Source organism: Paenibacillus tyrphae (genome assembly GCF_024158745.1).
GTDB classification, from domain to species: domain Bacteria; phylum Bacillota; class Bacilli; order Paenibacillales; family NBRC-103111; genus Paenibacillus_G; species Paenibacillus_G tyrfis_A.
Genome location: NZ_JAMZAW010000003.1, coordinates 350,687 through 376,194, shown reverse-complemented (window position 1 = coordinate 376,194; position 25,508 = coordinate 350,687). Strand labels below are relative to the sequence as shown.

The 25,508-nt window shown below is 57.5% G+C and carries 17 protein-coding genes; 15 read left to right on the top strand and 2 right to left on the bottom strand.

Going from position 1 to position 25,508, the window contains the following annotated elements; translation table 11 throughout:
• The first annotated feature begins 500 nt into the window (after positions 1-500).
• From NI000_RS06830 to NI000_RS06780, 11 genes are all read left to right on the top strand, one after another.
• Complete coding sequence (locus NI000_RS06830; RefSeq protein ID WP_253408946.1) at positions 501-935, top strand: hypothetical protein; 435 nt, start codon at positions 501-503, stop codon at positions 933-935.
• A 43-nt stretch (positions 936-978) separates the two neighbouring features.
• Positions 979-1,602, top strand: coding sequence for a CIS tube protein (locus NI000_RS06825; protein WP_253408944.1), 624 nt, complete (start codon positions 979-981; stop codon positions 1,600-1,602).
• 48 nt (positions 1,603-1,650) lie between these two features.
• A complete protein-coding gene (locus tag NI000_RS06820) occupies positions 1,651-2,742 on the top strand; it encodes a phage late control D family protein (protein WP_253408942.1) in 1,092 nt (363 codons plus the stop codon).
• Position 2,743: 1 nt separating this feature from the next.
• Positions 2,744-3,475, top strand: a complete 732-nt coding sequence (locus NI000_RS06815; protein WP_253408940.1) for a phage baseplate assembly protein V — start codon at positions 2,744-2,746, stop codon at positions 3,473-3,475.
• 21 nt (positions 3,476-3,496) lie between these two features.
• Positions 3,497-3,895 (top strand): GPW/gp25 family protein, encoded by a 399-nt coding sequence (locus NI000_RS06810; protein WP_253408938.1) that lies wholly within the window; start codon positions 3,497-3,499, stop codon positions 3,893-3,895.
• A gap of 36 nt (positions 3,896-3,931) precedes the next feature.
• Complete coding sequence (locus NI000_RS06805) at positions 3,932-6,985, top strand: baseplate J/gp47 family protein (protein WP_253408937.1); 3,054 nt, start codon at positions 3,932-3,934, stop codon at positions 6,983-6,985.
• A 20-nt stretch (positions 6,986-7,005) separates the two neighbouring features.
• Positions 7,006-9,255 carry a putative baseplate assembly protein gene (locus tag NI000_RS06800; RefSeq protein WP_253408935.1) on the top strand — a complete coding sequence of 750 codons (2,250 nt, stop codon included), beginning with the start codon at positions 7,006-7,008 and terminating at the stop codon, positions 9,253-9,255.
• 15 nt (positions 9,256-9,270) lie between these two features.
• Positions 9,271-11,340: a phage tail protein gene (locus NI000_RS06795; RefSeq protein ID WP_253408933.1), complete on the top strand. Its 2,070-nt coding sequence runs from the start codon at positions 9,271-9,273 to the stop codon at positions 11,338-11,340.
• A 28-nt stretch (positions 11,341-11,368) separates the two neighbouring features.
• Positions 11,369-13,063, top strand: coding sequence for a hypothetical protein (locus tag NI000_RS06790; protein ID WP_253408931.1), 1,695 nt, complete (start codon positions 11,369-11,371; stop codon positions 13,061-13,063).
• Between the two features lie 188 nt (positions 13,064-13,251).
• Entirely contained in the window at positions 13,252-14,679 is a 1,428-nt protein-coding gene (locus tag NI000_RS06785; protein ID WP_253408929.1) for a hypothetical protein, read from the top strand.
• 83 nt (positions 14,680-14,762) lie between these two features.
• Complete coding sequence (locus NI000_RS06780) at positions 14,763-15,299, top strand: DinB family protein (protein ID WP_253408927.1); 537 nt, start codon at positions 14,763-14,765, stop codon at positions 15,297-15,299.
• A gap of 60 nt (positions 15,300-15,359) precedes the next feature.
• Here the strand turns inward: NI000_RS06780 and NI000_RS06775 are convergent, their stop codons facing one another.
• Both NI000_RS06775 and NI000_RS06770 read right to left on the bottom strand, forming a co-directional pair.
• Entirely contained in the window at positions 15,360-16,907 is a 1,548-nt protein-coding gene (locus tag NI000_RS06775) for an MORN repeat-containing protein (protein ID WP_253408925.1), read from the bottom strand.
• A gap of 15 nt (positions 16,908-16,922) precedes the next feature.
• Positions 16,923-17,309 (bottom strand): DUF4280 domain-containing protein, encoded by a 387-nt coding sequence (locus NI000_RS06770; RefSeq protein WP_253408923.1) that lies wholly within the window; start codon positions 17,307-17,309, stop codon positions 16,923-16,925.
• A 197-nt stretch (positions 17,310-17,506) separates the two neighbouring features.
• On the opposite strand from NI000_RS06770, the gene NI000_RS06765 reads away from it, so the two are divergent.
• The 4 genes from NI000_RS06765 (at position 17,507) to pdxR (ending at position 25,449) form a co-directional block, all read left to right on the top strand.
• The gene (locus NI000_RS06765; protein ID WP_253408921.1) at positions 17,507-19,243 is read left to right on the top strand and encodes a TolC family protein; all 1,737 of its coding nucleotides are present in this window, start codon (positions 17,507-17,509) and stop codon (positions 19,241-19,243) included.
• A 2-nt stretch (positions 19,244-19,245) separates the two neighbouring features.
• Complete coding sequence (locus tag NI000_RS06760; RefSeq protein WP_253408919.1) at positions 19,246-21,042, top strand: stalk domain-containing protein; 1,797 nt, start codon at positions 19,246-19,248, stop codon at positions 21,040-21,042.
• A 17-nt stretch (positions 21,043-21,059) separates the two neighbouring features.
• Complete coding sequence (locus tag NI000_RS06755) at positions 21,060-23,816, top strand: adenylate/guanylate cyclase domain-containing protein (RefSeq protein ID WP_253408917.1); 2,757 nt, start codon at positions 21,060-21,062, stop codon at positions 23,814-23,816.
• A 196-nt stretch (positions 23,817-24,012) separates the two neighbouring features.
• Positions 24,013-25,449, top strand: coding sequence for a MocR-like pyridoxine biosynthesis transcription factor PdxR (gene pdxR / locus NI000_RS06750; RefSeq protein WP_253408915.1), 1,437 nt, complete (start codon positions 24,013-24,015; stop codon positions 25,447-25,449).
• Positions 25,450-25,508: the final 59 nt, after the last annotated feature.

The following is a 25,508-nucleotide window of genomic DNA, read 5'->3' as shown; positions in this document are numbered from 1 at the left end:
AGCCACAGGCTGACGCGCATCGTTCGCCCGCGATGTTCGCAAACGCCTCGGGTGTGTTGCTGTCTCGCGCGTTGCAGATGCAGACGTCGCAGGCTAACGCGCAACGTTTGTCCGCGATGCCTGCGAACGCCTCGGGCGTCTTGTCTCCTGGATCGCCGCAACGTGCGTTGCAGATGCATCCGTCGCAGGCTGACGCGCAGCGTTCGTCCGCGATGGCTGCGAGCGTCTTGGGTGTGTTGCCGCCCCGCGCACCGCAACGTCCGTTGGAGCTGTATCAGTCGCAGGCAGTTGCGGATCGGCCATTCGCGATGCCCGTGAATGCTCTGGGCGCCTTGCCGCCGGGAGCATCATATCGCCCGTTGCAGTTGCATCCGTCGCAGGCAGTCGCGTCTCGTCGGTCCACGGTGCCCGCGAGCGTCTCTGGCGTCTTGTCGCCCGGAGTGCCGCAACGCACATTGCAACTGCATCGGTCGCAGACTGACGAGCAGCACCAACACGTAATGCCCGCGAGCGTCTCAGGCACCCAGCCGGCCCAAGCCGCGTCATTGCCTTTGCAATTGCATCGGCCGCAAGCTGTCGCGCTGCGCTCGCCCACGGTGCCCGCCAGTGCGGCAGGCACTTTAACGCCTCGTGTCCCGCCACAGACGCGTACGGCTCAGCAGCATGCCAAGGCCGCCGCCACGCCGAGCCCGTCCTACCGGGCTGTGCGTTCCGAAATCGAGTACCATAAAAAGCAAAAGCCGGATACCCGGACCTTGACGCAGCAAGCGGCGGCACAGGCCGTCAGCCAAGTTTCCGCCCAGCTTGAAGCGATGAAAATCGAGCTTTCGAACGCATCTCAGACGGCTTTACCGGACTTGGATCGTTTTGTCGACCAAGTGTACAGAGAACTGGAAAACAAAATCAAATTCGAGCGGCAGCGGAGCGGGCTTTGACCTCTGTGGCCGCGATTCCCGGACTTGCAAAGGATGAGACGGCATGGCTTTAACGAAAGCGAAAATTATTGTAGAAGGCGGCAGCCGGCAGGAGATCGAGGTGCTGTTTAACCCGAAGGAATACCAGTTGGAGTCGTCCAATAAATTTGCCTGGCAAACGATTCCCGGCTTGAACGCGCCGATTGCCCAGTTTGTGAGCGGGGAAGCAACGACGCTGTCAATGGACCTGTTCTTCGACAGCTACGAGAAAGGCACGGATGTCCGCGCCCACACCTCCAGAGTCGTTAAGCTGCTCGATGTGGATAAAGATTTGCACGCGCCGCCGCCCTGCCGTTTTGTATGGGGCTCCTTGAATTTTAAAGGCATTGTCGAAAAGGTTTCGCAAAAATTTACGATGTTTCTCGATTCCGGAATACCGGTGCGAGCTACGCTCCATGTGACCTTTAAGGCCGTCATGAGCATGAAAGAGCAGTTCCAGCATATTCCCCGCCAGTCCGCCGACCGCACGAAGCAAAAGCGGTTCAACCAAGGCGACCAGCTATGGATGATTGCTGCCCAAGAATACGAAAATCCCGGACTATGGCGCGAAATTGCCAGAGCGAACAAGATCGATAACCCCAGGCACATTGAAGCCGGGCGCAGACTGATCGTTCCGAGGCTGGAATAGCCGCTGCCATCGTCCTGCCAATACATAACGAAGAAAGGGGAATGGCCCATGTCGCTGGAAACCAAGACGTATACGTTTGACGAGCTGGAAAGCAAATACCGGAATTTCTACGCACCCGCCTACGAGATTTATATCGATGGCTCCAATATTGTCACCGAAAGTATGGCCATTCCCTCCATCACCGTCACGACAAGCGTCGAACCTAAAGCAAACTACGTCGATTTTTCCGTGAAAAACGCCTACGATATCGTCAAGCGGGATTTTAAATGGCTGGCTCAATATTTTGTTCTGGGTAAAACGCTGGAAGTGAAAATGGGCTACACAGACAAGCTGAAAACGGTATTTTACGGGATCATCACCTCAGTCACCGCCGATTATCCGGCACAGGGCCATCCGACCCTCCGGGTGAAGGGCATGGACAAGTCGACGCTGATGATGAAAGGCTCGAAAGCCGGCTATTGGATTGACAAAAAGTACAGCGACGTAGCTAAGGAGATCGGCCAAAAATATGTGCCCAAAGTGATCGTCGACGATACGCAAACCGTGATCGGCACGATCGACCAAAAAGGAATGAGCGACTTTAAATTTCTTAGGTACATGGCGCTGATGTGCAATTACGACTTTTTTCTCGTGGGCAAAACGATGTATTTCCGCAAGCCGCTTACGGGGACTTCCAGCGTGCTCACCTTGAGCTATGGCCAAAATTTGCGCAGCTTCTCCACCGATATGAACCTCGCCGACCAGATTACCAAAGTGACGGTGCGCGGTTGGGACGACAAGCAGCAGAAGCCGATCGTCGCTTCGGCTACGGAGATCACCAAGCTTGGCTCCGGCTCCAAGACGGGCAAAGATTTGTTAAAAACGCATGGCGAGTTCGAGGAAAATATCGGTGCGAACGTTGATTCCGCGGAAGAGGCGAAAGCGAAGGCGGAGGCGGTTATGAACGAGCGGGCCATGAAGCTGATTTCCGGGCATGGCGAATGCATCGGCCTGCCTGAACTTTGCGCGGGCCGGTATATTAAGCTGGAGGGATTGGGGCGAGTTCTCAACCAACCGTACTATATTACGTCCTCTACGCACCGGATTGACGCCTCCGGGTATATGACTACTTTTAAAGTTCAAGGAAATGCGGTGGGCTGACATGAACGAGTTTCCTTTCCCATTAAACCCGAACGAAGCGCTGGAATCGCTGACGCCGAAAATCAACGGCGTGATGGTGGCTGTCGTGACGGACAACAAGGACCCGGAAAACCTGGCCCGGGTCAAGCTGAAGCTCCCGCTCCGCGAAGGGGAGACGGAAACCGATTGGACCCGGATCGCCACGCTGATGGCCGGGAAAGACCGCGGGACGCTGTTCATTCCCGAGGTGGGGGACGAGGTACTGGTCGCCTTTCATCTCGGGGAGGCCCGGCAGCCTTATGTGATCGGCACGCTGTGGAATAAGAAGGACCCTTCTCCCGAAGGGAAAAACGACAAGAACGACGTGCGCAAATTCAAGTCGCGGTCGGGCCATGAGCTGATTTTTGACGACAACGACGCGGAGGGCAAGATCACGGTCAAAACCCAAAAAGGCCAGATCGTCGAGCTTTTGGATAAGGAAAGCTCGGTCAAAATCGCCGATTCCAGCGGAAATCATTCGATTGTCATTCAAGGCGGGTCCGCGAACGAAATCAAGATCACGTCGAGCACTTCGGTTATCACCATGAATGCCAAGGGCGATATCCAGATCGAGAGCAACAAGCAGATTACCGTCAAATCGACCCAGGTAAACATCGAGGCTTCCGCGAGTCTGGCGCTGAAAGGCAGCGCCTCCGTCGATATCAAATCGGACGGGGTCGTGAACATTAAGGGCAGCCTGGTCAAAATCAACTAATCGGCCAAGGGAGGCGCACGGGTGAAGTCGTTTTTGGGCAGAGGATGGAAATTCCCCGTCGAAGTGGATGAAGTGACCGGCCGCATCAAAATGTCCGAATATGAAGAGGACATCGCCGAAGCGATTCGCATTATTGTATGGACCGGCAAAGGGGAACGTGTGATGAGGCCGGATTTCGGCTGCGGCGTGGAGCGCTTTCTGTTCGGCTCGACGGACGAGACGACGATGCATCTGCTGGAGTCGGACATCGCGGAAGCGATCCGCATCTGGGAGCCTCGGGTGCACGAGGTCGAGGTCCGGGCGGAGCCGGATACGGACGATCCCGGCAAAGTGATGATCCGCATCCGGTACGAGGTCCGATCGACGAACAACTTATTTAATCAGGTGTATCCGTTCTATATTCATGAAGGCACGAAATGAGCAGCCGAATAGGCTAGGAAAGGAGGCGGTTCACGGATGCGGGTTCCTCCGATCGACGCGCGGGATGTCCCGGCGCTGATTCGACAAATGCAGGAAATGACGCCCTTTTATACGCCCGAATGGAGATTCACGCCGGAGGACCCCGATCCGGGAACGGCCTTGTTTCTACTGTTCGCGCGGATGCTGGGGGACAATATCTCCAGGCTTAACCAAGTGCCGCATAAAAATTTCGTCGCTTTCCTCAATATGCTGGATGTGTCCCAGCAGTCCTCCCTTCCGGCCAAAAGCTACCTGACCTTTTATTTAAGCGAGGGATCGCAGGAGACCGTTCCGGTGCCCAAAGGGACGAAGGTGGCTGGAACGCCTTCGGAAGGCGGAGAACCGGTCGTCTTCGAAACGGCGCATTCCGTCATGGTTACACCCGCCCGGCTTACGGACATGTACAATGTCAGCGTCCGTCACGACCGGATCGTCCGGCTTAACGCTCCCTCGGGAGAGGAGCGGCCGGCGGCGCTGTTCCGGTTCGGGGCGGAGGGCGACGTGCAGGAGCATAGCCTGCTTCTAAAGCACGATCATTTGTTCAGGCTGAAGCATGAAGCGAGAATCGAGCTGGAGCTGACGCATTCGCAGAAGCGGTTCAAGGAGGCTGGCTTATCGGAACGTTTGGCGGACAGCGGGGCGGTGACGTGGAGCTACTTCTCGGGCGGGGCTTGGGTTCCGTTCGAGGAGGTGGAAAGCCGGGGAAACCGGTTGATTTTGACCAAACGTAAGCTTGCCCCTTGGGAAGAGACGGAGCTGGAGGAAGGCGCCGGAAGATGGCTGCGGTGCAAGGTTCGTTCGCTTGGCGCAGCTTCGGGCACTCCGGATCTGGCGGAGCTGGAACTGGACGGACTGCGCATCAAGGCGGATTATGCGGACCTTCACGGCGACGGTGGAATCGAGCCGGAGCGGATGTATTTCGGCGATCTCCAAATCGATTCGGGCGGCGGTTATCCGTTCGGCGATCTGTTCGCGCCGTTCGGAACGTTTTATGCCGCATGCGCGGAACCACTCAGCAAGCGGGGCGGCAAAATAACGGTCAGCTTCCGCTTATCGCGTAGGGAGCACCGGCTGATCCCGGAGAAGCCGCCGCACATCGACTGGAAGCCGATTATGAAGAAAAAAGATGTGGACAAGGTCGATATCCCCGATCCGGTCTCGATTACCCGTGTCGTATGGGAATATTGGAACGGTTTGGCTTGGGTGAGGCTGCCCGTTCCGGCAGCGGCGGAAACGCTGTTTTATCATCCTGTGGAGGGCCGTGCGGAGTTTGCTTTTGTATGTCCGGCCGATCTGGAGCAGACGTTCGTCAATTCGGAATGGAACTATTGGATTCGCGCGCGGATTTTACATATCGAGCACTTGTATTCGGCGAACCCGCTCTATTTGTCACCCTGGATCGAGCAAGTCCGGCTGAAGTACGCTTACGACGAGCCGCTCTACCCGCCTGAAGCGTGCTGGAACCGCAACAACGCGGAGAGCCGGGACTGCTCGGGGCAAACGGGGGGCAGCGGCCGTCCCTTTGCTCCTTTCCGGTTGCCCGAGGGCGGCAAGCCGGCCGTTTATTTCGGATTTGACCGGGCCCCCGTCCGCGGACCGATCAGTCTTTATTTTTCCGTGCTGATGCAAAAAGCGGCGTCCGGCGACATCCCGCTTATCGAGTGGGAATATGGGGCGGGGGCGGGAAGCTGGCGTCCCTTGAAGACGACGGACGGCACGAACGGGTTTACGCAGAGCGGTACGGTTCTTTTCTATTCGCCGTCCGATTTGGCGGAGCTTCGGATATGGGGCCGGGACCGGTATTGGATTCGCGCGGTGAACAAGGACGCAAGGTTCGATTCGGACAGCTCGCCGAGCCCCTGTCCGTTAATCCAGGGGGTTCATTTGAACACCGTTGCGGCGATCCAGCAGGAGACGGTCGAGCAGGAAACGCCGCAGGCGGCGGCCGCAGGCGAATTCCCGGACGAGTCGCCCGGCGTCGTCCTGGCCCGCCCGCCGGTCATTTCGGAGGAGGTGTGGGTGGACGAAACCGGGCATTTGGCGAAGGAAGAGCTGGCTGATCTGGAGCTCGACGAAGGACGGGCAGACATCGTGCGCGATTCGGAAGGGCAAGTGCTGAAGTGCTGGATCCGCTACGAGCGGGTGGCGAATTTCCTCGCTTCGGGTCCGGCAGACCGGCACTACCGGATAGATCGTTCCACCGGCCGGATCTATTTCGGGGACGGGGTTCACGGGAAGCGTCTACCGAATTCAGATATCGAACGAATCAAGGTGAACTACAAAACCGGCGGGGGAGAACGGGGGAATTTGGATCGGCTGGCGATTAACCAACTGCAAACGTCCATTGCCTTCGTCCAGAGCGTCATGAACCACGAGCCCGCTTCCGGCGGCTGCGAGCCCGAATCGCTGCAGGAGGCGCTGAAACGCGGACCGCAGTTGGTCAAGCACCGGGGACGCGCGGTGACGGCGGAGGATTACGAATGGCTCGTGCGGGAGGCTTATCCGGGCATCGGCAAGGTGAAATGCCTGCCCGCGCGCAACGTCCGCATGGAGAAAGAAATGGGCTGCGTCACGCTGGTCGTCCTGCCGAAAACGGGCTTTCACGAAGGCCCTTCTTTTATCGAGCTGAGGAAACGGATCGAGAGCTATCTCCGGGAGCGCGCAGCTTATCCGACCGCGTTCCCGGGCAGCATTCAAGTGATCGGGCCGGCCTGGCTGGAGATCGGCGTACAGGCGGTATTGGCCGTAAAAAGCATGGAGGAAGCGGCTGCGGCCGAAAGTCAGGCGCTGGGTAAAATCGGCCGCTTCCTGCATCCGCTGGTTGGAGGCTTGAACGGAAACGGGTGGGAAATCGGCAAGCCGCTGCACCTGTCCATGTTCTATGCGCTGCTGAAATCCATCGGGTCGATCCATCATGTCGACCGTCTGACCATGACGGTAACGAAGCTGGAGGACGGAGAGCGCACGGAGCTGCTGCCCGAAAACATGTCTTCGATTCCGCACGGCATCGTCACCGAAGGCATTCATAAGCTGGCTATCGAGATCGTGTAAGGGACGGGAGGGGGACAAGCATGCTCAAGCTGCCGAATTTGGATGACCGCATGTACGAGCATATGGTAGAAGCGGCCCGGAAGCAAATCCCTGCGCTTTATCCGGCATGGACCGACGAGAACGCGCATGATCCGGGCATGACGATGCTCGAAATGCTGACTTGGCTCATCGAGATGCAGCAGTATTACTTAAACCGGGTCACCGAAGCCAATGAGCTGAAATTTCTCAAGCTGCTTGGCGTGAAGCCCCGGGGAGCCGTACCGGCTTCGGTCGAAGTTCAATTCGAAGGCGTCGCCGTGCAATCCAAGCTTCCCCGCGGAACCAAGCTGTCGGCAGGCGGGCTGACCTTCGAGACGGCGGAGCCGCTTTTGCTCGTTCCCGCTATCCCGGACAAACTGATTGTCGCGACCGACTCCGGTTATTTCGACTATACCGCCTCCAACGAGGGGCGCAACGTATCGTTTCCGGCATTCGGGGCCAAGGGGGAAGCGGGCAGCCGACTGTACATCGGGTTCGCCGAACCGCTGCCGACGAATCAACTGCTCACCCTGTCGATCCGATTATTCGAGAACTACCCTATCGTTCCGGTGCAGGACCCCGAACGAGAACGCATTCCTTCGGCCAAGCTGGCGTGGCGGATGTTCGGCGACGGCGAAGAGGACCGTCCTGCGGACTGGCAGCCGGTCGATTTGCGGCGGGACGAGACGAACCATTTGTCGCAAAGCGGCAAGCTGTTGTTCCGGCTGGAGCGGCCTATGCAGCCGAGAATCGTGGGGCCGGCGTTAGACAGGGAGCGGTATTGGATCTGCTGCGAGGTCGTCGAACCGGGATTTGAGCTTCCGCCCAAGATCGAGCATGTGGCGTTTAATGCGGTGACCGCCTTCCAGTACGACACATGGAGTCTGATGGAGGAGTTCGACTGGGACGGGCAGAGCGAACAATTGCTGGAAATCAGTCATTATTTGGCTTTCTTCGGCACGGTGCGGATTCAAGTCCGTTTGGAGGACCAAGTGACTTGGGAGGAATGGAGTGAGGCCGGCGATCTGCCGCCTAAGGTCCCGGAGGATAAAAGGAAAGTTTACGCTTTAAGCCGCAACGGTGAGAGCAAGACGGTTCGGATCGCTTTCGGGGAGGAGGCGGGCGGACAGGCGCCGCCGGACGGCATCGGACGGGTAAGGGTCATTTGCCATACCGGGCAGTTTCGCGATCAGCGGCGGATCGGTGCGGGAAACGGGCTGCCCCATCAGCGCTTCGAGCTTCCCTGCGTTTCAGTCGCCGCCGAAGCATTCCGGCTCCAAGTCGGAGAAAAGGACGCTGTATCTGGCGAATGGCTCTGGTATGACTGGCACCGGGTCGACGACTTTGACCGGTCCGGTCCGGACGACCGGCATTTCCTTCTCGACCCGCTGAACGGCATCGTTCTCTTCGGCGACAACGAGAAAGGGATGGCGCCTCCGCCATCCGACGAGCCGAACATTGTGGTGCTTGCCCTTCGTTCGACCGAAGGCGTGTCCGGGAATATTAACGCCGCCTTGATTCAGCGTTTCGCCGAGCCGTGGCCGGAGTTGGAGCTTGTGCGCCCCGTGAACCGGACGGTCGCTACGGGCGGCTGCGCTCCGGAAACGCTGGAGGAGGCCAAGCTGAGAGCGAGAATGGAGCTGCAGCAGCCCGCAACCGCCGTGACGGCGGAGGACGTGGAGCGGATCGTGCTGAATACGCCGGGCCTGCGTGTAGCGAGAGCGCGGGCGCTGCCTTTATTCCGCAAAGGGCTGAAGCAGTATCCTGCAGACCGGTCGCCGGCGGCTCTTTCCGTCGTGGTGGTGCCCTACAGCGAATCGCCGAAGCCCGTGCCAAGCCGAGGGTTTATGGAAACGGTGAGACGGCATTTGGACAAGCGCCGGATGATTACGACGGACATTCAAATTTTGCCGCCGGAATATATTGAGATTAGCGTGCATGCCGTTATTGTGGTAGAGCCATCGTTCAAGGACGAGGCTGATGTTGTCATCCGCGAGCTGACCCGACTGCTTCAGCCTTTCGACAACAAGGATGGAACGAGCGGATGGGCTTTCGGACGGACCGTGTACAAGGGAGACATTTACGGCGTCATCAATCGGATTCCGGGGGTCAGCTACATTCAAGACTTGTGGATTTCGGCGGAAGGCAAAGGATTTCATAAAGATGCCGACGGCGATATTCAAATCCCGCCGTATGGGCTCGTTTATTCCGGAGAGCACGACATCGAACTAATCAGCTTAACCGAGCTATGACAAAGGGGGCGGCGCATGGTGGGACCTTTCCGGTTCTTCTCGCTGAACAAGCCGTCGGATTGGAAACGGGGAATGACCTGTAACGTTAGCATCGATTCCGCCGGACTTGCGCTCATGCAAACGGAGCAGTACGGCATTGCGGCGAAAATTTCACTTGTGGAATGGGAAGGCGAGGGACCCGGAGCGATTGCGGATATAACTCCCGGCCGACAGGACCGAATCTACCTGCTGGATGAGTCAGCCGCCCTGTGGCTGTACGATCCGGATAACCGCCATCTGGAACCTCTGCTTCGCGAAGGGCACGGCACCTTCACCTCCTCCGCTTACTTGGCGGCCGTAGGAGATACGGTACTGGCCGCAGATCCCCATGCCGATACGCCGCTTATTGCCTTTCATGCCGGTAACAGCCAAGCGGTATGGAGCTACAGCGACTACCGCGGGGAAAGCTTGTATCCCTTGGGGGCAACCCAGGCGGGCGGGCAGTTTCTGGTGCTCGCCATTGTGGATGGCGACAGACTCGTCTTGCTGAGGCTTGGTTCCTCGGGCCAGCTGCTGGCGGAAACGGAGATCGATCCGGATCGGGTACTCCCTGACAGAATGGAAGCGTTGCGGGGGCGGTTTCAACTGGCCGGGACGGAGGACGGGACCGTCTGGCTGCTGGATACCGGGACGGGACGGCTGTTTCGTCTGCCGGATGGCAGCGAGTCGGAATGGTATAGCGAAGCCGTCCGTCAGCCAAGGCCTTCAGGTATCGCGCTTGACGGACGGGGAGGCTTGTTTATCGGGGACGCCTCGGGCGAAGCGGCCGGCGAAAACCGGCATTCCCTGCTCTTGGCCGAGATGTCCGAAGAAGAATGCACCGTCCGGCCGATTGCTTCGTACCACGGGCGGTCCGACAAGCTGCTGACGAATGCGAGCGGGCAGCTTTATGCCTGGAACCGTGCCGAAGAAACCGTCACTGTGCTGCAGCTATTGCCCCGCACGAATTCCTGCGGGAATGGCCGCTACGAAGGAACGTGGATCTCCTATTCTCTGGATAGCACCCGCAGCGAAAACGAATGGCACAAAGCGGTGCTGGATGCGGACGTGGAAGAGGGATTGCAGCTGCGTCTGTCCTGGTTCGCCTCCGACCGCAAAACGGTGGCGCTCGGCGGACGCGTGCTCGATCTGGATCAATATATTTCCGACCCGGCTATTCCGGCCAAGGAGAAGCTGGATGCTTTGAAACCGCTGTGGACGCATACGTTAACGAATCCGAAGGATGCGCTGCTGGTGTCGGCCAAGGGGCGGTACTTATGGCTGAAGCTGGAGTGGATCGGCAGCGAAACGGCTTCCCCGCTGCTTCGCAGGCTCCGCATTTACGATCCGCGCATGTCCTATTTATCGTATCTTCCGGCCGTGTACCAGGAGGACGAGAAGAGCCGGGGCTTTCTGGAGCGTTATTTATCGCTGTTCGCCACCTTTATGGAGGAGACGGACGAGACGATCGCCGGGATCGCGCGCTATTTCGACCCGGATGCGACGGACGGTCCTTACCTGCGGTGGCTTGCCTCGTGGCTGGGCCTTTCGCCGGATGAGCACTGGACGGAACAGCAGCTGCGATTGTGGATGCGTGAAGCCCCCGACTTATATCGGTTCCGGGGGACCCGGGCGGCCATTTCGCGGATGGTGGAGATTTACACGGGCGAGGCGCCGATGATTATCGAGCATTTTCAAATCCGGCACTTGTTGGAAAATGCCGAGTTCCGCGAAACCGCGAGCCGGCTGTACAGCGACGATCCATACACGTTTTGCGTTCTGGTGAAACCGGAGCATGCCGCTTCGGATAAACAAAAATATGTGCTGCAGCAGCTATTGGACGCCCAGAAGCCCGCTTTCACGGAAGCCAAGCTGATTGTGCTGCAGCCGTGGATGAATATGGATATGCATACGTACCTTGGCATCAATACGACTCTGGCCGAGCCGTCTTGGCTGAAGCTGGACCGGCGCGCCACCCTGCCTTATCATACGGTGCTGATCGATGTGGAGCGCGACAACCGCATGGACATTCATACGAGACTCGGTCTCGATTCGGAGCTTGAATAACATTAAACGATGAAAGAGGAAGCGGAGCATGAAAAAGTCCAGGTTTTTTCCGTTTGAACGCAACCGGTACTTTTACGGCAAGCTGCTGACGGTCCGAGATTTCGAATCCGAGCAAAAATATTTCAACGACAAGCGGCGTCTGCTCAACCGGCTGCTGTTCGGAAGCGGCGTAGTGGCGGGTTTGCAGGTGGTCGCGGTGGACGACAAGTCGGTATCGGTGCAGTCCGGGCTCGCGTTGGACGGCCTCGGACGGGAAATTACGGTCTCCTCCCCGGTGACGCTCAAGCTCTCGATGATGGAGGGCTTCAACAATAACGATTACGCCAAAAACGTATACCTTTGCATCGCTTACGACGAGAAAGGCAAGGAGCCCGTACATGCGGTGGCGAATAGCTCGGCCCGCCCGGATGAGATTAGCGAATATAACCGGGTGGTGGAAGGGTACCGCTTGTTCATCCGGGAAAGCGCGCCGGAGCCCGCGCAATTCGAGTGGAACGAGTTTGCACTGGCGACCGCCGTTCTGTACGATGACGGGCACGTTCGGGTGCTGCAAACGGTGCCTCGTTACGTGACGGAGGGCGAGACGTTCGAAGCCCGGCTCCGGGTCGAGAAGACGCTGCAAACGCCGCCGATTACATTTGAGTACGAACCGCTCGGCGGGCTTTTTCCATTGGTGGAGGGCTTGGGTTGTTCAACCGCCGGCAAAATCCGGGTCGATGTGCCTGCCGACAACAAATCGGACGATTTCGTCGTCCGGTGGTCGGTAAGGGCAGCCGGGAGCGCGGGGGAAAAAGGAGATTTCGGTTCGAAGCCCGGCACGGCGGTTATCACGATCGGCGACCGGCGTATTCAGGTGGAGTCCGCTTGCTCGCAGACGATTGAAATTGTGGCGGATACGGAAGAGAAGCTGTGGGAGATTTATGCGTCCCGATCGATGGATGAGGCGCTGGGCTCACCGGCGGAACCGGAGGTCGTGCTGGCCAAAATCAGCCTGTTGCAGATGGGCCCAAGCTACGTCATCGATCATGTGACGCCGCTGCCGTTTAACGAGCTGATCGCGAATTCGCCTCTGCTCGGCATCCTGGCAAGGCGAACAGGCAGCAGCTCGCCGGGCGGCGGCAGCGACAGGGCGGCGTTTACGGCCGACACCTCCGTACGGCAGCTTGGAGCGGACGAGCCGCCGCAGTTTTCCGTAGGCTACCGGGCGGACAAGGGCCGTTTTGACTTCACGTTAGGACTGCCGGAGCAAAAGTCCGCTCAAGAAGAAATCAGCAGCGGCGTCGTGGACCTTCCTTTGGCCGGGGGGATCGTCAAAAGCGGCATGATCTCGTTCGGCAAGCAGGAGCGGAGCTATTATACGGATGAAATCAGCCACGGTCTTGGGCCGGGGCAGGTGATGGTTACGGTCGGTGTGGAGGTTGCCGATAACGATATGATTCCGGATCTTCTGAACGTGAACGAGAGCGTATTTTACGGAGCTTCCGATGTGTTCCAGGGAAGCGATTACGATATCGGTCTGCCCAAAGTATCCGTAGGGACGGTCGTCTATCCGCGGAGAGGAACGTTTCGGATCGGGCTGAAGCTGCTGTCTCCGGCCGAAGGCTCAAGCTTGCGTTTGAGATGGTGGGCGGTGCGCGGCAACAAGGATACGGCACAACAGGCGGCCGCAACGGATCTGTCCTTCTCCGAACGCGAAGCGGCCGCCGGGACGGACAGCAAATAAGCATCAAACAGCGAGAAAGCGAGGAAGCTCCAATGCCCGTTCGTCCGACGATTGCGCATAGAACGGCCGACCCTACGGCGGAATCCGGCCAAGCTCGGACCCGAGCGGGAGCAGGGTCTTTGCTTCCGCCCCTGCAAGCGATGATACAGCTCCAGAGGAGCTTGGGGAACCAGGCGGTCTTGCAGCTTATGGGGAAGAAAGAAGAGTCTGATACGCGTAAGCCGGCAACGAAAAGGAAAAACACAGAAGACGATACGAAACGGAAAAAAAAGAAAAAGAAAGTGATCAAATCCAAAAAGCTGAATGAAGAAGAACAACAGAGCAAGGAAGAAAAAAGCAAGCGGCAATCGGCATTGGCCAAAAGACGTTTGGAGCAGAAGAAAGCCTATTTCAAGAGAGTCAAAGCCAAAATGAACGAAGGTTTAACCGACTCCAAATGGGAAAATTCGAACGTAAGCTTGGCCGCCGGGGAAATTCATAAGGTTCCTTTAACGTTCGCAGCTGCGGCAGAGAAAAATGCAGGTTCGCATCAAGAGCACGTCAACGTCAACGATTTGTACAACAATAACACGGAGTCCTTGATTCCACCGAAAAGCTATGAGAACAACCGGACGGATCAAGTGCTGCGCTGGATATCCTCCGCCTTTTATTTCAAGCTTAAAGGGAAGACCCAGGAGGTTCAAGCCGGGCTGTTCGACGATAACCGGTTTTATCTCGCTGCGAACGAGAATAAGAACAAGAAAAACTTTGTTAAGAAGAACAAGAAGGAAAAGGTGGATGAAACCGGGCTAAGCACGAAGGGATTGTTGGAGAACATTGTGCAGGAATACGAAGAAACCGAGGCCAAGAAATTTCCCAAAATGCTCCCGGAAGTAAAGGAACGAGTGGTCCGGCATTTGGAAAAAATCAAAGCGCGTCTTTTGCAGGACGAACTGCCGGAGGAATACGCCCATTTGTCGGATGCCCTTGACGCCAAGCCTATCGTTGCGATGGAGACGGAGAAGCAGGGCAAGAAAAATGTGGACCTCCATGCCGAACGGCGGATCAAGAAGTATTTGAACGATGACGAGAAGTTTAGGGCGGGGCATGTGAAGGGCTTGAAGCGTCCTTGCTTAATCTGCATGATGGCTAACTATGGAGAGTATAAGGCCGGCAACGACGACTGGATGGACAAATGCCCTCATATTCCGGAGCGCAGCGGCCCGGGATGGTTGAGCGAGGCGGCAACTTATGGATACGATATCGAAGCGAATGCGGGTACGATTAACCGGCTCATCCCGAGAACGTACGCCAGTATTCCGAAGTCGGAACAAGCAAAGATGGACAAAGACTCGAAATACGTTCCCAAGTTCTCTTACAACATTGATACCGACTCGGAATCCGATGTGGACGAGTCCGAGTCGGAGGAAGAAGTGGACGAAGACGAACGGAGCCTCGCGGCGGGAGAGGAAGAAAATTTCTTGATGGAGGAAGAGGAACAGGGTTTTGCCATGGATGAGGAAGAGGAACAAGGATTCGCGATGGAGGAAGAAGGAAAGAGCTTTTTCACGGATGAGGATGAGGATGATTGGGCGGACGATGAGCAGGAAGACGATATACGTTCTCGACGAAGGTAATCGGAGAACGCAAGCGGTTGTTTGCGAATAATAAAAGTAATGAGCACTTGTACCCAAAAAAACAGATACAGAGGTGTACAGCTATGCTGGAGATAGTAAAGAACGTGCTCGAAGACGTGGATAAGCAGCTCTATCGCATTATAAAGAGCCTGGATCATCTCGATGATGATTTGATTTGGAAAAAGCTGAAGGCTTCGACAAACAGTATCGGAAATCTTTGCTTGCATTTAGCAGGAAACGAATATCAAAATTTCGTAAGTGCAATCGGTAACAAACCGTTCATTAGGGAACGCTCCCGACGAGAGTTTGATCCCAAGGGCGGCATGACTAGGGATGAATTGAAAAATCTTCTTTTGAGAACACGGTCCGAATCGATCAGTACATTATCAACCTTATCTGAGGACGATTTAAAAAGGGAAGTCACAATCCGGTATACTCTAGAGGATTGGAATAACATGCATCGAGTTGATGCGTCGGATGACGAAACCTATGATGTAAGAGTCATTAGACTTCTGCTGATTCAGGTTGCTGCACATTACGGTTATCATGCAGGTCAAATTGTGCTGCTCTCCAAATTACTGAAAGATATGGATGACAACATAACCGGTCAGTACCATTAATCATTGAACTATCGGAAGACGATAGTTCAATGGCAGTCTAGCCAAGCGGAGAAGGCCGGGCTAGTGCTTCGATTTCTCCGCTTTTTGGCCGCCGGACACTTCAAGCTCTTTCAGCGTATGGGCGGGGTTGTAGAGGAAACGGTAAACATACGAATCGGCGATATAAATGTCTCTCCGTTCGTCCGGCGATACGCTGAGGCTTGTTTTCGCCAGCAGGATTTGCTTCGGATCGTCCTTGATGAGCTTGCGGTAACGCTCTTCAAAGCTCGCCGCCAGAGCTTCGATCGTATCCGGATCGGTCAGCTTCACAGCCGCAATATAGGTGGTCTGGGGGTCGGACTGCGATAATTTCACGGTAAACGCCATCCGGTAATTGCGGTAGCTCATCAGCAGCTCCGGCGTTCCGTCAGGGGTGTCGACGACCGTGGTTTCTGGCGCTTTACCAAGCAGCTCTTCGATTTTGGCCCCGGTCATCCCCAGAAAGGCGGTATAATCCGGCTGGCCCTGCCGAAAGAAACCAAGGTATGTCGGCTTTCCGTCCTTGCCGAGCTGCTGCCCCAATCCGTCGTACAGTCCGCCCGCGAACCTTCCTTTATAAATCGGCTGGCCGTTTTCGGAGAAGGCCTCTCCGTTCCCGCTGTACACGCCGGCGACAAAGTCCCCGCTGTATTTCGGGTTTCCGTTTTCGTAATAGGCTTGTCCCGTTCCGCTGTACCGGCCTGCCATAAATGCCCCTTTATACTTGGCAGACCCTGTTCCAAAGTACTCCGTGCCTTCGCCTGAGTACGATCCGTTTGTGAATCCGCCTTCGTAAAATATCGCGCCCGATTCGGAGAGCAGCTTGCCTGCGCCGTTATATTTTCCCGCCAGAAACTGACCCTGGTACTTTACCGCGCCGCCGGGATAATATTCGGTACCGTCTCCGGAGTAGAGTCCGCCTGCGAAGCTTCCTTCGTACACGACTTTGCCGTTCTCGTCGAACGCCTTGCCTTTTCCCGCAGGCATGCCAGCCTGAAACTCGCCCTGGTAGCGGATTTTGCCGTTCGGGTGGAACAGGGTGCCCGTGCCCGAGTACAGTCCCTCGGCAAAGCCTCCGAGGTACAGCAGCGTGCCGTCGGGATCGAGCTCTTCGCCGGATGAAAGCTGTCCTTTGTCGAACTCGCCCTGCCGGTTCAGCTTTCCTTTGGGATCGTACAGCTTCCCGGGGCCTTGAAAGACGCCGTCCTTCAGCTCCCCTTCGTATTTGAACCAGCCGGCTTGATCGAATACTTTGGCTTTGCCCGTGTAGGTGAGAGGGGTTCCGCTCTGCTCATGGAGGGTCGGCACGAATCCGAACATGCGGCTCACGAAGGCCGGGGGGTTGATCCAGATGAAATACACGAGCGCCAGCAGGACCAGCGCCACAATGACAATTAGCTTTTTTTGCACATAGTAATTGCCGATCGGCACGTAGCTTTGCTTGGTGACTTCCTTGGCGGTCAGCATTGTTTTGAAGGCGTTGGCCGCCTTCTTGACCGCCAGCTTCGGCAGAGCGGCCGTTTGCTTCAGCGGGGTGGCTATTTTCTTCTGCAATGGGGCGATAAACGGCTTGATCATCGTTTCAATCACTACTCGTCGCTCCTTCTACGGCACTTGAATGGTCGCTTGACCAGGAACTGCAATTTCGATCAATCCGCCCCAGGAACAGACAAGCTTCGAGCTGTTGTTCAAGGCGGGCATATTGCCGATAAGAACGGTCGGAGAGCCTGGTGCCCATGGTGCAGCGGTCACGGGCACGCAAGGCATCGGGGTCATGACGCCGAATTTGGCCGCCGTTGCCGCAGCGACCTGCGGGTTGGCCATAGAACTGCACATCCCGAAAGGCAGCACGTTGACCATCGGCTTGTTGTCCATAATGTTGGCAATCGGCATGGAGGTTGTGACCCGGTTCGCCGGCAATACCTGAAGCGAAGCCGGCGCATTGCCGAAGCTGCACCGGATCGTCGCGCCTCCGCATACAAGTTGTCCCATCTTGCCGCACCCCTTTTTATTTTGTAAAGTCGCGTGCTTTGCTTCGTTACCTTCATACTACTACACTCGCCTGAAGCAGGCAACGAAAGTTCGACATTTTTAGAACAAAATGGATGTTTCGGGCTGGGAATTCATAGTAGTATGGAGGCGTGGTGGAAAAAAGAATGGCGAATCGTGTCGCATACGGAGAGGCGGGAGTGGGTTCTTTGAGAAAGCTGCAAAAAGCAGCCGTCGCGCTTGTGGCGGCGGCGGTGATCGTACAAGGCCTAACGCCTTCGGGCGCGCTGGCGGAAGAGCGGCGAATTACGCTGGAGGAAGCGTTAAAGCTGGCAGCGGCAGAGTCGGGGGAGCTTGCGCAATCCCGCCTTCAGATTCAAGCCAAGACGATAGAGCTGACGCAAGCGCAGGGCGCCGTAACGAATCAGAACGAAAAAGACAGCAGCCTGCTTGCGAAACCGCATAGTTTATCCCAAGATTTGGGCATCGGCCTCAAAGTTCCGGAAGCGCGCAAGCTGCTGGGCGAAGCCAAACGGGAGCTGGCGAGCAAGGAGCTGCAGCTGCGTTCGGAGGTGGAGAAGCTTTATTTTACGACGCTTCAGGCGGCGGATAACGCAGCGCTGCTGGAGCAAAAATGGGCGCAGGCCCAAAAACGGCAGACAATGCTGGAGACGAAGTTGAAGTTCGGGGCCGCCGGACAAGAAGAAGCGGATAGGCAGAAGGAAGCCGTGGATCGCGCGCAATCCGAGCTGAAAGTGGCCCGTCTGGCGCTCAAATCGGCCAAGCTGCAGCTCGGGGAGAAGCTGGGCATCGATCCCGAATCGGCGTTCACGGCGGAGGCGAAGCCTGATTATATTGTGCTCACGCAGGAGCAAATGTGGAAGTTTATCGCTTATGCGGAGAAGCATGATTTCGAGCTGTATAAAGATACGGAAAGCCGGAAAATGGCGGAGGAAAAGGTCCATCTGACACGCAAGCTGTACTCCGCCAAATTCGGCGAGAAAGACATGCGGCTGATTGAAGCGATGTATTCTACTCCGGCGATGGATTACGAGCTGTTCATGGCGAACTACGACAGCTTGCTCGGCGAGATCAAGCGGAAGTGGGAGGGGATTTTCTTGATCCCGGTTCCTATCGTTCCGATCATACTGCCGGTGCCGAAAGTCGTGCTGCAAGGGGAATATGACGGGCTGCGTTATTTCGACGACGCGCCGTATTCGCTTCCGGTGTCGATGCTGGAGGCGGACAAAGCCCGGCTGAAGGAACAGGACACCCGCAAAAAGCTGATCAACAAAGTGAAAAAGTCGTACCTCGACGCCAAGACCGCCGAAGAAGCTTATGCGCAGGCGTTAAAGCTGGTTGACACGCGAAAAACCGAGCTGGAAGCGGCAAGCAAAAAGCACGCCGTCGGCTGGATCAAGGATGACGAATTCGAGAAAGCGAGCCAGGCTTCGGAAGAAGCGCAGAAGGGGGCGATAGCCGGGTACTACGCTTACAAGAGCGCCTTGTCGGCGCTGAACGTCGTCTCCGCAGGCGCGCTCGATTCGGCCTGGAAGCCGGGAACGCTTCCTTATCTGGCTATTGACGACGGGCTGGAGCCGATCGGGGAGCAACCGCCCGAACCGGGCGGAGGACGCACCTTCAGCGGAAAATGGACCGTGAAAGACGCGGTCGAAGGCGTCACCGGCGAGCTGACCGTCCAAGTACCGAAGGAGTTGGGCGCAACCGCCTTTGCGCTGCTCACCAAAGACGGCAGGCCCATTGGCGGCAAAGTTCCTCTGGACGGAAAACTGGTGCATTTGAATGTCGTCTTTGCCGATATGAGCGGGTTGAAGGTGCAGTTCTACAAAGATGCCGAGGTGATCGCGGAAGCCGTTCCGGACGGGTACGGTTCTTCGGGGGCGCTTCCGGTCACGCTTAAAGGAAAAGGGGAGTAGCCATGCGCGGTCAAAACGGCACAAAATGGCTTGCCGCCGCGTTCGCGCTTGCGGTGGCGCTGACCGGAGGGGCTTTGCCCGCAGCCGCCAAGCTGCCGCCGGAAGCGGCGGACAAGCCGGGGTACCTGATCGTCGGAACGTATCTCATTCATAAGGATGCGCTGACGAAACAAAATTTCGCTGCCGCGAAGACGACGATGAAGGCGTCCGGACAGGGGACGTATTACAAGTCGGAGTTTGTGGACGGGGCCTGGTTCGACTTGTCCCGCAGCGCGGATTTTCGGGACATCGCCGACCCGAAGGGGAAGAAGGCGGTATCGGCTGCCCAGATCGATCAGCTCAAGCTGGAAATCTGGATCGACGGTCAAGGCCAAATGTATAGCCTGCTGCCGGCAGACGAGCTCGCCAAGCAGATCCAACAGCTGAAGAAGGAGGCGGACAAGCTGCAGAAGGACAGCCAGACCGCCGTTCAGGACAACAAGCCGAACGCCGCGACGCAGCAGGCGTTGGAGCAGAACCGTCTCGAAGCGGGCGCAGCTTTTCTTGAGGCGCTGGACGGCGGAAAACAGGAGGAAGCGAATAAGCTGCTCGGGCGGATGGGCGATCCTCTGGAGGCGCTGGCCGATCTGCAGACGAAAGCCAGCTCGTTGGGGGAAACGCTCGGCGAGGAGCGGAAGAAGCTGGAAGCGCAGCTGAAGCAGGCAGAGGCGGCAGGGGACACGAAGCTCGCGGAGGAGCTGCAAGCGAAGCTGAAAGCTTCGGCGGCCGCCGCAGGTCCCCTCGGGCAGCCTAAGGATGCTGCGGCCGCCGCCGTCGCGCTTGAAGCGATTAAGGCGAAGCAGGCGGAGCTGGAGCAGCTGGCCGGAGCGGCCGCGAAGTCCGGCAATGCGAAGCTGGCCGCGGAGCTGCAGGCGCAGGCTGCGGCCAATCAAGCGGCTCTGGATGCGGAGAAGCGGGAGGTAAAAGCTCTGCTGACAGCGGAGCTGACCAAGCAGGCCGCTGCGCTGGCGAAGCAGTTGGCTGAGGCGTCGGCCGCTAGAGATGCCGCGACGGAAACGAAGCTGTTGGCGCAGTGGGCCGGGGTGGAGGCGCAGCGGAAAGCGATTGACAGCGGACTGGCGGAGAAGCGGGAGTCGTTGGAAGAAGCGATGGCGAAGCTGGAAGCCGCGGCGAGCGGCCAGAACGGGACAGCGCAGCAGGAGTTGGAAGCGGCGCTGACGAAGCTGCGGAAGCAGTGGACCGGCGCGAAGAAAGCGGAGCTGCTTCTTCAATTGAATCTCGTCGAGTCGGTCACGGGAGAAGCGGCGGATAAGGTCGCTTCGGAGCTGATCACCGAGCTGAAGGCGCTGGAGAAAAGCTTGTATTCTGCGGACGAATACAAGGCGCTGGAACAATTGGCGGAGCAGATTAGCACGGCGTCCGGCGGCCAAATCGTTCCTCTGCCGGCGGAGAACCTATTGACGGATACCGTGTCCCTGAAATTCGAGATGCCGCCCGTACGGATCGGCGGGGCCGCCTATATCCACATCCGTCCCGTATCCGAGGCGTTCGGCGCGCTCGTGGTCTGGAACGACGAAGACCGGACGGTCACGATCAGTAAAGCCGGAGCGGTTCTGTTCTGCCGTGTGGACCGGCCGGAAGCTTATCTTAACGGAACGCCCGTCACGCTTGACTCCCCTCCCCGGCTCGTCGAAGGAAGAACGATGGTTCCTCTGCGATTTGTGGCCGAAGGTTTGGGGCTTGGCGTGACTTGGCATGAGCCGTCTGCGACCATTCGGATCGACGGCTTCGACGAATAGGGGAGAAACCATAGCGGATGAACAAGAAAATATTCCTTTTACTGCTTGTCGCAGCCATTATATTGACGGGCTGGGGGCTGTACCGCACGGCGGAGCAAGGCGTCGCTCTTCTTCCTTGGAACCGCTCCTTGGCGTTTGAAGGCATATACAAAGTGACCGCGGATTCGGCGGACCGTTTGTATTTCATCGGGAAGTCCAAGCGCACGATTATCAAGACCGATAAGGACGGCAGCATTTTGTACACCCACTCGGTAAGCAAGAATGTATCGGGCGGAATGAATCAATATAATGGCTTGGTTGCCGACGACGAAGGCAGCGTCTATGTGCTGAATACGCGGCTTGATCCATACGGCCTATACGTGACGGGGGAGAACATCGTCAAAATCAGCGCGGACGGAAGCAGCGTCCGCACATTGGCCGAATACCGCTACGATACCCCTACCGAATCGATGCTCCGCGTCGGGAAAATCCGGTCGTTGACGGTGCAGGACAACCGCCTGTACTACTACATCCTGGAAGGCAACTCCGTCATTCTGCATGCGCTGCCTCTGAACGGCAGCACCGGAGAGGAAGTGTTCCGCACGACGCTGCCGGCCGGCGAATTGCCGGCCGATGCGGCGGGCGTAAGTCCGGAGGGCCGATTTTACTCCACGAAAAAAGACCGGATATTTCAGGTTCTTCCGAATGGAGAATCCCGCCTGGTGTATCCGCTGCCGGGAATGGACAGAACGGCCCGCGACATTGCCTTGTCCTTGCGAGTCGATCCGCAGCATCGTCTCGTTTTTGTCAACGAGCAGTTGAACGATATCAGCCGGCTCGATCCGCAGGAGCCGTATATCGTCGAATCGCTGCTGAATCAGACGCTTTTTGACAAAGCCGGTCATGGCAAGCTGGGAACGCTACTGCACGTCTATACATCGCCCAACGGCGGCATTTTTGCCGTGACCGAGAATCAGTTCGTGAAGAGGGACCGGGACGGGACGATTGCGCAGTCTTTTTCAGCCTTTGCCTATACGGCGAGAGATACGGCCCTGGGGTACTTATTCTGGTTCCTGACGCTGGTGGAGCTGGCACTGGTCATTTGGCTGCACCGGTTCGTTTATGTTCATATGCTGGACCGGAAGGTGCCGCTGATGCTTAAGTTCCTGATCGCCTTTGTGCCGATTGTCGTCGTTTCCATGCTTTGGCTGTCGGAGGCGGTTTACCAGAGAGTGTCGGAGAAGCTGGAGCATGAGGTGGAGAATAACTTCCTGCTCGTTGCCGCCGGAAGCAATTATTTCGTCAAGGGAGACGAATTGGAGAAGCTGAACTCTCCGCTGGATTACATGAACGGCGATTACCGCACGATTCGCAGCAGCCTATCGGCCCTGTACGGTTCCTTGGGCGGCAAACGTGAGGGGCAGTATACGACGTTATACAAGCTGGAGAATGGAGAGCTGTTTGTCGTCATGGATGATGACAGCAGCGTGCCGATGTTCCGGCCGATGGAGCTGACGCCGGATTACCGGCAGGTCATCGAGACGGGGAAGGCGGTTACCGGCTCGACGGACGACTCCAGAGGGTATTGGATTTATGCGCTCAGTCCCGTCTATAACTCCTCCGGGAAAATGGTCGGGGTTTATGAAACGGGCAAGGATGCGAATGGCCTCAGGGAGCACAATCAGGACTTAAAGCTGGTCATTATCCGCAATATGGGGCTGATCACGCTCGTTATTTTGCTTTTATTCAGCGCCATCGCCTTGTCGATCTCGATCTCCATCCGCCGATTGCGTGCCAGCGTCAACGAAATTGCGGGCGGGAAATGGGAAGTGGCTGTCGATATCCGTTCGCGGGACGAGCTTGCGGACTTGGGCGACCGCTTCAACATGATGGCGATCCATATCCGGAATTACATCGGTGAAATCACCAGCTTTAGCGAGGCTTACTACCGCTTTGTTCCGCAGCAGTTTTTGAAGTTTATCGGTAAAGACAGCATTGTGGACGTGCACCTGGGCGATCAGGTGCAGCAGGAAATGTGCATTCTGGTTTCGAATATGAGGGAGTTTTACCGGTTTTCGCGCGAGCTGACGCCGGAGCAAAACTTCAACCTTATTAATGCCTATTTGAAAAGATTCGGTCCGGTCATCCGCCATCAGGAGGGCTTCGTCAGCAAATATTTGGGCGCCGGCTTTCTGGCGTTGTTTCCGTCGCAAGCCGATCGGGCCTTGAAGGCGGCGACGGAGATGAGAAAGGCGCTCGAACAATATAACGACGAGCGGACAAGCGCCGGCAAAGCGCCGATCGATATGGGAATCGCCATTCATCACGGCCCGGTTATGCTGGGGGTCATCGGGGAGGAAAAGCGGATGGAGGGAGGAGTTATTTCCGAGCATGTGAACCGGACAGAGCAGCTCGAAGCTCTGACCGACAAGCTTGGGGTGTCCGTCCTGGTCACGGAGGCGTTTCACAAACAGCTTGCGAATCCCGCGGAATTTTCCATCCGCTCGCTCGGACGGGGGCTTCCGTACGGCGAGGATCGCGCGGTCCGGCTTTACGATGTTTATGAAGGGGACCGGGCCGAGGTGCGGAAGTTGAAGGAGGAGACCCGGGCCGCCTTTGAAGCGGCTGTCGAATGGTATCAGAACGGACGATTTTACGATGCCCGAGAGGCTTTCCTGCAGATCATCAGGCGAAACCGCTGGGATCAAGCGGCCCGGCTGTATTTTTATCTGTGCGACGACTACTTTCAGAACGGAGCGCCTGCCGATTGGGATGGTACGCTGACTCTAAGTTGATCGCATCTGGAAGGATTTGGGTTATATATTGGGACAACGGCATAGCAGGGGGGACGTGGTTAAGAGACGGCGGGCATAGAAGCCCGGCCGTTTCTTTTTTTTGTTACATTGACAATGGAAAATCATCAATCTAGACTTTTTTTATTGGACCACTTACAGTGAACGAACCTTCCGTCTTGAAAGGATGATATCGGAAATGCACTTTCACATTGCTTACCACGCTTATCTTGAGCGTTATCCGACGAAGCTTTTGGCGCTTTACCATGCTCTGCACGACGGGGTAACCGGAGGCGTTCTCGCCTACGGGCTGCGGCTTCCGTCCACCCGGGAGCTGGCCGGGCTGTACGGGCTCTCCCGCGGGACGGTCAATCAGGTATACGAGATGCTGGCCTCCGAAGGCTATCTGCAGTGCCGGACCGGGAGCGGCACCTACGTCGCTTTCCGCAAGGAGGGGCAGGGCGGCACGGGCGAGGCCCGCCCGGAAGCGTCGTACCGCTTGTCGGCTTGGGGGGAGCGGCTCGAATCGGCCTCGCCCCGCGGCCGCATGGTGCCGCGGCTGGCCGTCGATTTCGACTGCTTCGCGCCGGACCTTGACGCTTTTCCCCGCGAGGCGTGGAACCGCTGCCTTTACGCCGCGGTGCGCGAGCTGACCGCCGCCGGCGCGGGCCGCGGGGAGTGCCCGCCGCAAGGCTACGGGCCGCTGCGCGAAGGCATCGCCCGCTATCTGCGCCGTGCCCGCGGCATCGCCGTAGAGGCCGGGCATATCGCCGTCACGGGCGGCTCGATGCAGGCGCTTGCGCTGCTCGCGCAGCTGCTGGTCGAACCGGGCGAGCCGGCTGTCGCCGAGACGCCGGGCTACGCGGGCATCCGCCGGGCCATCCGGGCCGCCGGGGGACGGTGCATCGACGCGGAGGTCGATGCACAGGGCATCGTGCCCGCGGATTGGGAGGCGCGGGCACTGTTCGTGACGCCGACGCGGCAGTTTCCGACGGGGGCGGTGCTGAGCCTGGAGCGGCGGCAGGCGCTGCTGCGGTGGGCGTACGAGTGCGAAGCCGTCATCGTCGAGGACGATTACGACAGCGAGTTCCGCCACCGCGGCAAAAGCCTGGAGCCGCTCAAGACGCTCGACCGCGAGGAGCGCGTCGTCTACGTCGGCAGCTTCACCAAAACGCTGCTTCCCGACGTCCGCATCGGCTATGCGGTGCTGCCGCCTTCGCTCGTACAGCCGTTCGTCCGCGCCCAAGCGCTGTACGAGCCGCACCCGGCCAACCTGATGGAGCAGAAGGCGCTGGCCGCTTTTATGGCTTCCGGGGAGTATGAACGGCATCTGCGGCGGATGAAGCGGATCTACAGCCGCAAGTTTGCCTTGTTCATGCAAATACTCACGAGCGAACTGTCGGACCGGTTCCGGTTTGTCGAAAGCGACGCGGGGCTTCATATTTTCGGCTGGTGGCTGGGGACGGAAGGTGAGTACTTGGACTACCGCGCAGCCTGCGAGGCCCGCGGCGTTCGTTGGTCGGAAGCACGGGTGGAGACGGAAGCGGGAGTAAGGTACGGAGCGTACTTCAATTTTCCGCATTTGTCCGAGGAGCAGCTCAGGCAGGGTGTGGAACGGATGAGTCTCGAGACCTGAGATTAACAGAATCTTCATATAACTCTATATAATCCCTTAACAAAACTTTGCTAATCTAG

Excerpts from the sequence above, each read along its gene's own strand:
- NI000_RS06830 (WP_253408946.1), top strand. The coding sequence starts at position 501 with ATGCCCGCGAGCGTCTCAGGCACCCAGCCGGCCCAAGCCGCGTCATTG.
- NI000_RS06825 (WP_253408944.1), top strand. The coding sequence starts at position 979 with ATGGCTTTAACGAAAGCGAAAATTATTGTAGAAGGCGGCAGCCGGCAG.
- NI000_RS06820 (WP_253408942.1), top strand. The coding sequence starts at position 1,651 with ATGTCGCTGGAAACCAAGACGTATACGTTTGACGAGCTGGAAAGCAAA.
- NI000_RS06815 (WP_253408940.1), top strand. The coding sequence starts at position 2,744 with ATGAACGAGTTTCCTTTCCCATTAAACCCGAACGAAGCGCTGGAATCG.
- NI000_RS06805 (WP_253408937.1), top strand. The coding sequence starts at position 3,932 with ATGCGGGTTCCTCCGATCGACGCGCGGGATGTCCCGGCGCTGATTCGA.
- NI000_RS06800 (WP_253408935.1), top strand. The coding sequence starts at position 7,006 with ATGCTCAAGCTGCCGAATTTGGATGACCGCATGTACGAGCATATGGTA.
- NI000_RS06795 (WP_253408933.1), top strand. The coding sequence starts at position 9,271 with ATGGTGGGACCTTTCCGGTTCTTCTCGCTGAACAAGCCGTCGGATTGG.
- NI000_RS06790 (WP_253408931.1), top strand. The coding sequence starts at position 11,369 with ATGAAAAAGTCCAGGTTTTTTCCGTTTGAACGCAACCGGTACTTTTAC.
- NI000_RS06785 (WP_253408929.1), top strand. The coding sequence starts at position 13,252 with ATGGGGAAGAAAGAAGAGTCTGATACGCGTAAGCCGGCAACGAAAAGG.
- NI000_RS06780 (WP_253408927.1), top strand. The coding sequence starts at position 14,763 with ATGCTGGAGATAGTAAAGAACGTGCTCGAAGACGTGGATAAGCAGCTC.
- NI000_RS06770 (WP_253408923.1), bottom strand. The coding sequence starts at position 17,309 with ATGGGACAACTTGTATGCGGAGGCGCGACGATCCGGTGCAGCTTCGGC.
- NI000_RS06760 (WP_253408919.1), top strand. The coding sequence starts at position 19,246 with ATGCGCGGTCAAAACGGCACAAAATGGCTTGCCGCCGCGTTCGCGCTT.
- NI000_RS06755 (WP_253408917.1), top strand. The coding sequence starts at position 21,060 with ATGAACAAGAAAATATTCCTTTTACTGCTTGTCGCAGCCATTATATTG.
- pdxR (WP_253408915.1), top strand. The coding sequence starts at position 24,013 with ATGCACTTTCACATTGCTTACCACGCTTATCTTGAGCGTTATCCGACG.